Raw genomic sequence first — 12463 nt, 5'->3', positions numbered from 1 at the left:
GACAAGGCGCGCAGCCGCGAACAAGGCGGCGCCGGGCTCGGCCTTTCGATTGCCAAGGAGATCATCGATAAGTACGGCGGGCAAATTGCGTTGGAAAGCGAAGTTGGGAAAGGAACGACGGTGGAGCTCGCCATTCCGAAAGCGGAATAGGAGAGGAGCGTGAGGCAATGGGACATCCCCATGAGGAAGAGGCGGCAAGCAAAAAAGTGATTCATCACCTCGTTGAAAAATTCCGCAAGCGCGGGGTGAAAATCGCGACATGCAAACCGCGGACGATGATGTCACTGTCATGCTTAGATGAGATCGACAAAATGAGAGGATGAATCGAAGAAAAGAAAATGGAAGCGAAACAGCGCATCATTCCGGCCATTAAAACGATGAAGCAATTTGACGCCTTTTTGTCAAGCGGTTACACGGTCGGCGTGTTGCTTGAGGTGCATATTGCCCAGTTAAAAAGCATCTTTGCCTATGCGCGCCGGCATGGCAAGGAGTTGCTCATTCACGTCGACTTGGTGCAAGGGCTGAGCCATGATGAACATGCGGCGGAATACCTTTGCCAAGAGTTCCGCCCGCATGGCCTCATTTCCACGAAAGCGGGCGTCATTATGAAGGCGCGGCAAAAACGAGTCTTGGCCGTGCAGCGCATCTTTTTGCTTGATTCACACGCGTTGGAGAAAAGCTATCAGATGATTGCGAAAACGAATCCGGACTGCATCGAAGTCATTCCGGGCGCCATGCCGCACATCATCCGCGAAGTGAAAGAACGGACCGGGAAGCCGATTTATGCCGGTGGACTTATCCGCACGGTCGACGATGTCGAGCAGGCGCTTGCAGCTGGGGCGGTGGCGGTGACCACGTCCAACGAAACATTATGGCGCCACTACAATGGATAATGCGTTGAGCTGGCCAAATCGGCCGCAGTCTGCTATAATAAAAGCAACAAGTTAATCATCAGTCAGGAGACAAGGAGAGACCATGCACACATGGTAGGCGAAGGCTTATCGTGTTTGCACTGGTCTCTTTTTGTCTTTTTCCAAGGAGGAGTCAAGCATGGCATTCTCAAGCAAACAGCGGAACAACGTTCTCGAAGCGATGAGCGAAAAGCCATACGATCTGTTGGTGATCGGCGGGGGAATCACCNNNNGCGGCATCGCCTTGGATGCCATCTCGCGCGGCATGACGGTCGCGCTTGTCGAGATGCAAGATTTCGCCGCCGGCACGTCGAGCCGCTCGACCAAACTCGTCCACGGCGGCCTGCGCTACTTGAAGCAGTTCGAGGTGAAGCTTGTCGCGGAAGTCGGGCGCGAACGGGCGATTGTGTATGAAAACGGCCCGCACGTCACCACACCGGAGTGGATGCTGCTGCCCATTTATCGCGGCGGGACGTTTGGCAAATGGAGCACGTCGATCGGCCTTTGGCTGTATGACCGGCTGGCTGGCGTCAAGCAAAGCGAGCGGCGCACGATGCTTAATGCCCGGCAGACGTTGGAAAAAGAGCCGCTCTTAAAGCGCGATGGCCTCCTTGGCGGCGGCTATTACGTCGAGTATCGGACCGACGATGCCCGCTTGACGATCGAGGTGGTCAAAAAAGCGGTCGAGCTTGGCGCCGACGCCGTCAACTACGTAAAAGCCGAACAGTTTTTGTACGACGAGCGCGGCCGCGCGATCGGCGCCCGCTGCCGCGACCTGATCGGCGGACGAGTGTATGACATCCGCGCCAAAAAAGTCGTCAATGCTGCTGGACCATGGGTTGATGCGCTGCGCGACAAAGACGGATCGAAAACCGGCAAGCGGCTTCGGCTGACCAAAGGCGTCCACATCGTCATCGATCAAAAGCGTTTTCCGCTCAAGCAGGCAGTCTATTTTGACACCCCGGACGGCCGGATGGTGTTTGCCATTCCGCGGGATGGGAAAACGTATGTCGGCACGACCGATACATTTTATGACGATGATCCCGCTCATCCGGCCATGACTGAAGAAGACCGCGACTACTTATTGCAGGCGATTCACTACATGTTCCCGTCTGTCGGCATCACCGCGGCCGATGTGGAATCAAGTTGGGCCGGCGTCCGTCCGCTCATCTATGAAGAAGGGAAAGACCCGTCGGAAATTTCCCGCAAAGACGAGATTTGGACATCGCCGTCCGGCCTCATTACGATCGCCGGCGGCAAACTGACCGGCTACCGGAAAATGGCGGAAACCGTCGTCGATCTTGTCGCCAAGCAGCTCGAAAAAGAAGAGCGGAAAACGTTCCGTCCATGCCAGACGAAACAATTGCCGATCTCCGGCGGCGATGTCGGCGGCTCGCACCGCCTCCCTGCCTTCATCGCCGAAAAAGCGGAAGAAGCGGCGCGCTATGGATTGACGAAAGAAGCGGGAGCGCGGCTGGCGAGACAATACGGCACAAATGTCGACCGCCTCTTTGCCTTAAGCAACGAGTACGACCGCTCGTCCGGCTTAACGCGCGAAACGTTCGTCCGCCTCGTCTACGCCATCGAGGAAGAAATGGCGGTCAAACCAGTCGACTACTTCATCCGCCGCACCGGAGCGCTGCTGTTTGATATTGATTCTGTCCGGCGTCAGAAAGACCGCGTTATCGCCTTTATGGCCGATTATTTGCAATGGACAGAGGAACAAAGGGAGGCTTATACAAAGGAACTGGAAAAGGCGCTAAAAGGGGCTGTCGTTCCATGTGGCAGTAGTAACAAATAAGAACTAAAGAGAAGGAAAAGAAAACATTAATTCATGTTGATCCGATTAAAAAATCCCTTGTATTTGGAGCATCCCGCAATAATTACAGTTTTACTTCAGCGGGAACTCCAGGTTAACTTGCCGATTACGATTTTTCTATTTACCGGGTTCATCAATACGATTCCACGAGAATTAGACGAGGCAGCAATGATCGATGGGATGAGTAGATTTTCGTTATTTTTCCGTATCATTATGCCTTTATTAAAACCAGTTACTGTAACGGTAATGATTTTAACGGGTGTAAATGTATGGAATGACTATCAATTTTCTGTATTCTTCCTGCAAAGCTCTGAATCGCATACGCTTACTGTAGCTCTTTCTTCTTTCTTTTCACAATATGTGAACAACGTTGGGTGGGTTGCTGCAGGGTCGCTGCTAAGTTCATTGCCGATCATTATCTTATATTTATTCCTGCAAAAATACTTTATTAGTGGACTGTCATCTGGGGCTGTAAAAGGATAAGACTATATTCCATTTTAGAAAATAGAGAAGGAGAATGAATATGGGAATTATATACGATCATGTAACCAAAACCTTTCATCTACAAGCAAGCGACACAAGCTATGTGATGCAGCTCGTTCGTTCAGGGCATTTAGCCCATCTTTATTGGGGAAAAAAGATTAGAAGTGCAAATGGATCAAGAAGATTCCAATTTTTTGACCGTCCGTTCTCTCCTAATCCCGACCCGTCTGACCGCACGTTTTCGCTCGATACGCTGCCGCAAGAATATCCAGCCTATGGGAATACCGATTTCCGGGCTCCAGCGTATCAAGTGCAGCTGGAAAACGGCTCGACCGTGACCGATTTGCGCTACAAAACGCACCGTATTTACAAAGGGAAGCCTAGGCTGAACGGGCTGCCGGCGACATACGTGGAGCATGAACAAGAAGCGGAGACGCTCGAAATGGTTCTTGAAGATGCGCTGATCGGTCTAAAGGTCACGCTGCAGTATACGGCGTATGAAAAATGGAACGTCATCACGCGCGCGGCCCGTTTTGAAAACAAAGGCGGCGAGCGGTTGAAGCTGCTGCGTGCGCTCAGTATGAGCGTCGATTTCCCAACTGCCGACTATGACTGGATTCATCTCCCGGGAGCGTGGGGGCGCGAACGCTGGATCGAGCGCCGTCCGCTTGTGACCGGCGTGCAAGCGGCGGAAAGCCGCCGCGGCGCGAGCAGCCACCAACAAAACCCGTTTATTGCGCTCGCTGCCAAAAACGCCGATGAGCACCAAGGCGAAGTGTACGGGTTCAGCTTGGTGTACAGCGGCAATTTCCTCGCCCAAGTCGAGGTGGACCAGTTCCGCACTGCCCGCGTCTCGATGGGCATCAATCCGTTTGATTTTACGTGGCTATTGGAATCGGGCGAATCGTTCCAAACGCCGGAAGTCGTTATGGTCTACTCCGACCAAGGGTTGAACGGAATGTCGCAAACGTACCACGAACTGTACCGCACCCGCCTGGCGCGCGGCTCATTTCGCGACCGCGAACGCCCGATCTTGATCAATAACTGGGAAGCAACGTATTTTGACTTCAATGAAGAAAAGATCATGAATATCGCCCGAACAGCGGCGGAGCTTGGCATCGAACTGTTTGTGCTTGACGACGGTTGGTTTGGCGAACGCGATGACGACCGCCGTTCCCTCGGTGATTGGGTGGTCAATCGGCGCAAACTCCCGAACGGCCTGGACGGGTTGGCGAAACAAGTGAACGAACTCGGGCTGCAGTTCGGCTTATGGGTTGAACCGGAAATGGTGTCGCCAAACAGCGAGCTGTACCGGAAACATCCCGACTGGTGTCTGCATGTGCCCAACCGCCCGCGTTCGGAAGGACGAAACCAGCTTGTGCTCGATTATTCCCGCCAAGACGTGTGCGACTATATGATTGAAACGATCTCGAACGTGCTTGCGAGCGCCCCCATCACTTATGTGAAATGGGACATGAACCGCCATATGACGGAAATTGGCTCCTCCGCCCTGCCGCCCGAGCGCCAGCGCGAAACGGCGCACCGCTATATGCTTGGGCTCTATCGCGTGATGGACGAGATCACCTCGCGCTTTCCGCACATTTTGTTTGAAAGCTGCTCCGGAGGCGGAGGGCGGTTTGACCCGGGGATTCTCTATTATATGCCGCAAACATGGACGAGCGACAACACTGACGCTGTCTCGCGCCTGAAAATCCAGTACGGTACAAGCCTCGTTTACCCAGTGAGCGCCATGGGCGCCCACGTCTCGGCCGTGCCGAACCACCAAGTCGGGCGGGTGACGTCCCTCAAGACGCGCGGCCATGTGGCGATGTCAGGCAACTTCGGCTATGAGCTCAATATCACGAAATTGACGGAAACAGAAAAACAAATCATTAAGGAACAAGTCGCGTTTTACAAAGATGTGCGCCGCCTCGTCCAGTTCGGCACGTTTTATCGGCTGCTCAGCCCGTTTGAAGGCAACGAGGCGGCGTGGATGTTCGTCTCGGAAGATCAGTCGGAAGCGCTCGTCGCCTACTTCCGTGTTCTGGCGGAAGCGAACGCGCCGCTGTCATACCTGCGCTTAAAAGGGCTTGACCCGAATCAAGACTACGAAATCGAGGGACTTGGCGTTTACGGCGGCGACGAGCTGATGTATGCCGGAGTGGCCTTGCCGTACCGCTCTGGCGATTTTACCAGCATGATGTGGCGATTGAAAGCTGTTCAACGATAAGAAGGGATGCTGTCGCTCGAGCCTATGCACCAGTCATAAACGAATTGAACCCGGTGTCTTAGATGCCGGGTTCAAACTGTTTGAGCTTCTCGATGATGCGACGCTTCCGATAGAGCATCTTCCCGGTTTCGGCGATGTCTTCCATAAACGATTTGTTAAACAGCGAACCGAAAATGACGCCGATGATCGGAACGGCTTGAAACAGCTTTTTCCACCCGTATTGGTCGCGGAACGTCATCATCACTTCCCGCCAGCCTTGCAGTTCGGAAAAGACGCGCCCGCGTTCATGGGAGAACGACGAAAGTTCGTCCAAAATCGCTTTTTTCCCGACGATGTCCGCCGCGGCAAACTGCAGGCATTTGACGACAAACACGCGCTCCTCTTTTTCCTTCGGGTCATATCCGTACACGATGGCGATCTCTTGCAGCGTTTTCAGCGCTAAGCCGAGAAGCGCCGGAATGTCCACCGCCAGCGTCAGCGCCCCGCCCATTCCAGTTGCCGCCCCTTGCAGCTGGGCGAACGTGACGCGCGCATCGATCAACTCGTCGCAGACGCGGTCCATCGTCTCAAGCGGCAAGTGCGGCACCTCGGCCAACGACGATACGCCAAGCTTGTCCAATACCTTTCCTTCATTCACTAAGTATTGCCCGCCGCTTTGAATATAGCTGCCCAGCTCATCAAGCAGCTGCCCTAGTTTTCGATGGACGACTTTTGGCGTCAGCTTATCGAGCACTTGAAACGGCAAGCGGCCGAGCTTTTCCCAAAACCATAGGTCTTTTTGGGAGTGTTCCCACTGTTCGATTTGCTTTAACTCTTTTTGTAGCTGCAGTTTGGCGTCCATGTTTGGGCCTCCTGTTCCTTCTTAAATGTTAATGTTTAGGATAGGTTGATTTTAACGAATTATACGGACAAGGAGGGCATTTTGTTTCTGACAAGAAGCCTGCAGTCATGAACAAAAGTAGGAGTTTTTCATTGACGAATAGTAAAATTTTAACTAAAATATTTATTATAAGATGATCTTAAGGAGGCTCTTTCATGATTACAACCTTAAAACAACAATTTATCGAACTTTTCGGCGGCTTAGGCGAAGGCATCCGCACTTTCTTCGCCCCCGGCCGCGTCAATTTGATCGGTGAGCATACGGATTACAACGGCGGGCATGTGCTGCCGNGCGCGCTTGCGATCGGCACGTATGCGCTTGTTCGGCAGACGAAAGAGCCATTTGTCCGCTTTTATTCGCAAAACTTCCCGGAAACGGGAGTGATCACTGTCTCTTACGATGACTTGTCATACCGGAGCGAGCACGGCTGGGCGAACTACCCGAAAGGGATCTTGGCTGCGTTTCAAGCGCTCAGCCCGCTGGAGACCGGATTGGATATTTTGTATTACGGCACGATCCCGAACGGCGCAGGACTGTCGTCATCCGCGTCGATTGAGCTCGTGACCGCGGTCATGCTCAATGAACTGTTCAGGCGCGGGCTTGATCAGCTGGAGCTTGTGAAAATGAGCCAAACCGTAGAAAATAAATACGTTGGCGTCCATTGCGGCATTATGGATCAGTTTGCCGTCGGCATGGGGAAACAAGATTGCGCCATCCTGTTAAACTGCCAGACGCTCGAGTATCGCTATTTGCCATTGGTGCTTGACGATTGTGCGATCGTCATCGCGAACACAAACAAAAAGCGCGGCCTGGCGGACTCGGCGTACAACGAGCGGCGGGCGACGTGCGAGGCGGCGCTCGCGAAGCTGCAAAGCGTGCGGAACATCGCCTCGCTCGGCGAGCTGACAAGCGCAGAGCTGGCCCGTTATGAACATCTTCTTTCCCCGCTTGAGCAAAAACGGGCCCGCCATGCAGTGACGGAAAACGAGCGGACGCTTGAAGCCGCCCGGGCGCTTGAGCGCGGGGATCTCGTCCGCTTTGGCGAGTTGATGAAACAGTCGCATTTGTCGCTGCGCAATGATTACGAAGTGACAAGTGTTGAACTCGACACGCTCGTTGAAGCGGCATGGTCGCACGAAGGAACGGTCGGGGCGCGCATGACCGGAGCAGGATTCGGCGGCTGCACGGTGAACATTGTGAAAAAGGCATGCGTTCAAGATTTCATTGAACGGGTCGGAAACGCGTATGCCGAAAAAATCGGTTATGAAGCAAGCTTTTATGTCGTTGAAGTTGGTGACGGGGCGAGAGAACTCACGGAACTGGAGGAGATGAGCCGATGATTTTGGTTTGCGGAGGGGCAGGGTATATCGGCAGCCATGCGGTGTACCGTCTGCTTGAAAAAGGGGAGCGCGTGGTCGTGGTGGATAACTTGCAGACGGGGCACCGGGAGGCGGTTCACCCTGATGCGGTGTTTTGCCAAGGCGATATTCGCGACCGCGAGTTTTTGCGCACGGTGTTTCGCCAGCACGACATTGAGGCGGTCATTCATTTTGCGGCGAACTCATTGGTCGGCGAAAGCATGGAAGAGCCGCTGAAATATTACGACAACAATGTGTACGGTACACAAGTGCTGCTTGAAGTGATGAGAGAATTTGGCGTCAAGCAAATCGTCTTTTCTTCAACCGCCGCGGTGTATGGGGAGCCGAAACAAATCCCGATCGTCGAAACCGACCCGACGGAACCGACGAACGCGTATGGAGAAACGAAGCTGGCGATGGAAAAAATGATGAAATGGGCGGACCGCGCCTATGGCATCCGCTCGATTTCGCTCCGCTACTTTAATGTCGCCGGGGCGTACGGCACGACAATCGGTGAGGACCACAACCCGGAGACGCATCTGATTCCATTGATTTTAAAAGTGCCGCTTGGCCAGCGCGAGGAAATCTACATTTTCGGCGATGACTACGACACGCCCGACGGCACGTGCATCCGCGACTACATTCATGTGCTTGATCTCGTCGATGCCCATTGGCTGGCGCTCGAGAAATTGCGGAGCGGGGCAGACAGCGATGTATACAATTTAGGCAACGGAAATGGATTTAGCGTCAAAGAAGTGATCGAAGCGGCGCGGCAAGTGACCGGACACCCGATCCCCGCCCGCGTCGTGGCGCGGCGCCCGGGCGATCCGGCGAGACTTGTCGCTTCATCGGAAAAAGCAAAGCGCGAGCTCGGCTGGGAGCCGAAATACTTGTCCATTACGGATATCGTCGCCTCGGCGTGGGAGTGGCACAAAGCGCGGCCAAACGGCTATCGGGGTGTGTAAACATGGAAACGATTTTTGCGGCGATTGAACAACTGATCCGTTATGCCGAGCAACGCGGCCTTTTAGCGCCGGAAGATGTGGTGTACGCGCGCAACCGCCTGCTGGCAACGCTCCGGCTCACGGAATGGCAGCCGGCCGAGGTCAAGAACGTTCCCTTGGCCTCGCCGGCCCCGGTATTGGACGCTATGATTGATTGGGCGTATGAACAAGGATTGTTGGAAACGAATACAACGACCGAGCGCGATATATGGGATGCGAGACTGATGGACTGCGTCATGCCGCGGCCGTCGGAAGTGATCCGCGCCTTTTACGAGCGATACCGCCGCGACCCGCAGGAGGCGACGGACTGGTTTTATTCGTTGAGCCAAGCGTCCAATTACATTCAAACGGCGCGCATCGCCAACAATCAGCACTGGAAAGTGTCAACCATCTATGGAGAATTGGATATCACCATTAACTTGGCGAAGCCGGAAAAAGACCCGAAGGAAATCGCCAAATTAAAAGAGATGCCGTCATCCTCGTATCCAAAATGTGTATTATGCAAAGAAAACGAAGGGTATGAAGGAACGTGGCGTCATCCAGCCCGTTCCAATCACCGTGTCATCCCGATCACGTTATTGGATGAACAGTGGTATTTCCAATATTCTCCCTACGTGTACTATCATGAACATTGCATCGTCTTTTCCGCCGAACATGTGCCGATGAAAATGGAGCGGAAGACGCTTAGCCGTTTGCTCGATTTCGTCGAAAAGTTCCCGCACTATTTCATTGGCTCGAACGCCGATTTGCCGATTGTCGGCGGCTCGATTTTAGTGCATGACCATTTCCAAGGAGGGCGTTATCCGTTTGCGATGGAAAAGGCGGAGATCGAAGAGTGTATCCCGCTCCCATCGTTCCCGTCGGTCACAGCCGGCATAGTGCGCTGGCCGATGTCCGTCATCCGTTTGACTGGACCAAAAGAGGACGTGTTGGATGCGGCTGCCTTTTTGTATGAAACATGGCGGACGTACAGCGACCCAAGCGTCGAGATTATGGCCTACAGCGGCGATGTTCCGCACAACACGATCACCCCGATCGCCCGGCGGCGCGGCGATTTGTTTGAGTTGGACATTGTTTTGCGCAACAATCGGACATCAGCGGAACATCCGTACGGCATTTTCCATCCGCATGAAGAATTGCATCATATTAAAAAAGAAAATATCGGCTTGATCGAAGTGATGGGGCTGGCGGTGCTGCCGGCACGGCTTGCCGTGGAACTGGAGACGCTGGCCGATTATCTCGTGCATCGGACAAAAAAAGAAGACTGGGACGAGTCGATGCATAAACATTGGGATTGGTGCGAAGCCATTCACTCGGCCTATCCGGACATCACGAAGGACAACGTCCATGACATTTTGCGGCACGAAGTCGGGCAACGGTTTGTGACCGTGTTGGAACATGCCGGGGTGTTTAAGCGGGACAAGCGAGGGAAGGACGCGTTTCGCCGCTTTATGCAGCACGCTGTGGAGCGCATGTCGTCTCTTGTTTAAATGCGGCGAAAAAACGCGTTTCATATGAAACATAAGGAAGGGATCGCAAACAGACTATGGCTACGTTAAAAGAAATCGCGGAAAAAGTCGGCGTTTCGGTCGCGACGGTGTCGCGCGTGCTTAATTACGATACGACGCTGTCCGTTTCCGATGAAACGAGAAGGCGCATTTTTGAAGTCGCCCAAGAGCTGAACTACAAAACATTGCGGGAACGAAGCCAGCAAGCGCGCGAATCGTTTCGCTTCGGGCTCATTCACTGGTATTCGGAGCGCCAGGAAATCGATGACCCCTATTATATGGCGATTCGCCTCGGAGTGGAAAAAGAGTGTTTTGACCGCGGCATCGAACTCGTCAAATTGTTTAAACAGCACGGCGCCTATCCGATCGAACGGATGGAGGCGCTCGATGGCATCATCGCCGTCGGAAAATTCGGGCCGAAGGAAGTCGAGGTTTTTGCCGCCGGGGCCAAACAAATTGTGTTTGTCGACTGTTCGCCTGATGAGCATCGGTTTGATTCAGTCGTCATCGACTTGCGTCAAGCGACGGTGACAGTGCTTGATTATTTGCTTCGGTTGGGGCATACGAAAATTGGCTATATCGGCGGCCGTGAATATGTCGACGGGGAAACGCCGATCCGCGATGAGCGCGAAGCGGCGTTTTACGAATATTTGTATGTCAAAGGGCTGTATGATTCCCGCTATGTATGGATCGGTGCCTTCACTGCTGAAGATGGCTATCGGCTGATGAAAGAGGCTGTTTCAGGCGGCGACTTGCCGACGGCGTTTTTCATTGCCAGTGATTCGATGGCGATTGGCGCCCTGCGTGCGCTGCATGAAGCCGGGATCGCTGTTCCGGAAGAGGCGGCGATTGTCGGATTCAATGATATTCCGACGGCAGCATTTCTTCACCCGCCGCTTTCGACGGTGAAAGTATACACAGAATTTATGGGTGAAACAGCGGTTGAGCTGCTCATCGAACGGTTGACGACGAAACGAGCGATTTGCAAAAAGGTCGTCGTGCCGACAGAGCTCGTCATCCGCTCAAGCAGCGAGGGCAACGAAAAGGGGAGCGGTCGATAAGCCGCTCCCTTCTGCATTAATGGAACTCGATATCAACGCGTTTTTTCGTTCCTGTCGTTGTTTTCGGGATATGAATGTCAAGCACGCCGTTTTTGTACGTCGCGCGAATGTTTTCCGTCGCCGCATCCGCCGGCAGGGTGATCGAACGCTGGAAGCGACCAAAGAAGCGTTCGCGCCGGTGCATTTGTTCTTCTCTTACATCGTGGTGGCGTTGAATCGTGCCGCTGATGGTCAACATGTTGTTCTGCACGTCAATGTGCACATCCTCTTTCCGCTCCAGCCCCGGTAAATCGCACGAAACGACGTATTCGTTGGCCGTTTCATGCATGTCGATGCGCGGCATCCAGTGCTGCTCATCCATATGAGTGAACAGTGATGGAAAATCACTAGCAAAAAAGCGGTTCATATCCCGGCGAATCGATTCCAAGTGCCGGAACGGGTCATACGGAATTAACGCCATAACTGCCATCCTCCTTAACAAGAAATGTTTTTTCGCTCAGTAGTGTGAACCGGATTCGTCTGTTTTATGTATGATTGGCTTGCAATTGTTCCATCACCGTCAAATACGCTTGAATGAGTGCTACTTTCATGCCATCCGGCAAGTCAGAAGCGGCCACCCGCTTAACGGCGTAATAAAACTTCACTTCGGACGATTGCCGCACGCGCGGATGCGTCCACTCGTCGCGCAGCTCCTGCCTGATCGTCTCATATAAAAGAGCTTGGCTACTCTGTTCATCGAGCGTCTCCGCTGTGATCGAACGATTCGGCCAAAGTCGGCGGTAGGCGTCAAGCAAAACGGAAAATGAATGATTCATCGCATCCATTCCTCCTTCGTTGATGCTCGTTTTTTATCTTATTACACATTTTCATTATAGTTGATGTGAGCAGCCATTACAGGAGGGGAAGTCTGCAACATTGCGGATGGAAATTCCAGTTGACATAGAAAGTCAGGCGTAATATAATCAAAATCGCCGTTTCACGACAGCGCGATGCCAAGAGGCAAATGGCAACGAAACAATCAAAAAATGTGGTTGACAAACAGCGGATGATAAGTATAATAAAATATTGCCGCAACGTAATAAACGGATAAACGCGGCAGAAACAAAGCAGAGAAAACAATGCTTGACATTTTGAAAGATTTGTTTATATAATAATAGTTGTCGTTAAGTTATAAGTTACAAAAGCAGTTGCTTGTTCCTTGAAAACTGA

Annotated in this window: 13 protein-coding genes and 1 pseudogene; 11 read left to right on the top strand and 3 right to left on the bottom strand. The window is 52.9% G+C overall.

The window, feature by feature from the left end:
* The 6 genes from VU18_RS19920 to VU18_RS08955 all read left to right on the top strand — a co-directional run.
* Window positions 1-150, top strand: a 150-nt coding sequence (locus VU18_RS19920; RefSeq protein WP_047758196.1) for an ATP-binding protein, incomplete at its 5' end; no start/stop codon positions are given.
* A gap of 17 nt (window positions 151-167) precedes the next feature.
* Window positions 168-323, top strand: coding sequence for a hypothetical protein (locus tag VU18_RS18355; protein ID WP_011231640.1), 156 nt, complete (start codon window positions 168-170; stop codon window positions 321-323).
* Window positions 324-338: 15 nt separating this feature from the next.
* The gene (locus VU18_RS08970) at window positions 339-893 is read left to right on the top strand and encodes a glycerol-3-phosphate responsive antiterminator (protein WP_047758029.1); all 555 of its coding nucleotides are present in this window, start codon (window positions 339-341) and stop codon (window positions 891-893) included.
* Between the two features lie 251 nt (window positions 894-1144).
* A partial coding sequence (locus tag VU18_RS08965; RefSeq protein WP_236687342.1) for a glycerol-3-phosphate dehydrogenase/oxidase occupies window positions 1145-2712 on the top strand: 1568 nt, incomplete at its 5' end.
* A 63-nt stretch (window positions 2713-2775) separates the two neighbouring features.
* Complete coding sequence (locus tag VU18_RS08960; RefSeq protein ID WP_236687341.1) at window positions 2776-3213, top strand: carbohydrate ABC transporter permease; 438 nt, start codon at window positions 2776-2778, stop codon at window positions 3211-3213.
* Between the two features lie 40 nt (window positions 3214-3253).
* Window positions 3254-5443, top strand: coding sequence for an alpha-galactosidase (locus tag VU18_RS08955; RefSeq protein WP_047758027.1), 2190 nt, complete (start codon window positions 3254-3256; stop codon window positions 5441-5443).
* A gap of 58 nt (window positions 5444-5501) precedes the next feature.
* Here the strand turns inward: VU18_RS08955 and VU18_RS08950 are convergent, their stop codons facing one another.
* Window positions 5502-6284 (bottom strand): EcsC family protein, encoded by a 783-nt coding sequence (locus tag VU18_RS08950; protein ID WP_047758026.1) that lies wholly within the window; start codon window positions 6282-6284, stop codon window positions 5502-5504.
* Window positions 6285-6478: 194 nt separating this feature from the next.
* Here VU18_RS08950 and VU18_RS19910 point away from each other — a divergent pair.
* The 5 genes and pseudogenes from VU18_RS19910 to VU18_RS08930 all read left to right on the top strand — a co-directional run.
* Window positions 6479-6613 (top strand): annotated as a pseudogene (locus VU18_RS19910) (galactokinase family protein); the annotation flags it as partial.
* A 1-nt stretch (window position 6614) separates the two neighbouring features.
* Window positions 6615-7663, top strand: a 1049-nt coding sequence (locus tag VU18_RS08945; protein ID WP_236687340.1) for a galactokinase, incomplete at its 5' end; no start/stop codon positions are given.
* A complete protein-coding gene (galE, locus tag VU18_RS08940) occupies window positions 7660-8646 on the top strand; it encodes a UDP-glucose 4-epimerase GalE (RefSeq protein WP_047758024.1) in 987 nt (328 codons plus the stop codon). The genes VU18_RS08945 and galE, both read left to right, overlap by 4 nt.
* A gap of 2 nt (window positions 8647-8648) precedes the next feature.
* A complete protein-coding gene (gene galT / locus VU18_RS08935; protein WP_047758023.1) occupies window positions 8649-10175 on the top strand; it encodes a UDP-glucose--hexose-1-phosphate uridylyltransferase in 1527 nt (508 codons plus the stop codon).
* A gap of 56 nt (window positions 10176-10231) precedes the next feature.
* On the top strand, window positions 10232-11254 hold the full coding sequence (locus VU18_RS08930; protein ID WP_042382431.1) for a LacI family DNA-binding transcriptional regulator: 1023 nt from the start codon (window positions 10232-10234) through the stop codon (window positions 11252-11254).
* Between the two features lie 16 nt (window positions 11255-11270).
* Here the strand turns inward: VU18_RS08930 and VU18_RS08925 are convergent, their stop codons facing one another.
* On the bottom strand, window positions 11271-11714 hold the full coding sequence (locus VU18_RS08925) for an Hsp20/alpha crystallin family protein (protein ID WP_011231631.1): 444 nt from the start codon (window positions 11712-11714) through the stop codon (window positions 11271-11273).
* 64 nt (window positions 11715-11778) lie between these two features.
* On the bottom strand, window positions 11779-12069 hold the full coding sequence (locus VU18_RS08920) for a hypothetical protein (protein ID WP_033009177.1): 291 nt from the start codon (window positions 12067-12069) through the stop codon (window positions 11779-11781).
* Window positions 12070-12463: the final 394 nt, after the last annotated feature.

The organism is Geobacillus sp. ZGt-1, assembly GCF_001026865.1.
Classification (GTDB): Bacteria; Bacillota; Bacilli; order Bacillales; family Anoxybacillaceae; genus Geobacillus; species Geobacillus thermoleovorans.
The sequence above is the reverse complement of the archived record's forward strand: the minus strand, read 5'-3'. Positions and strand labels throughout refer to the sequence as shown.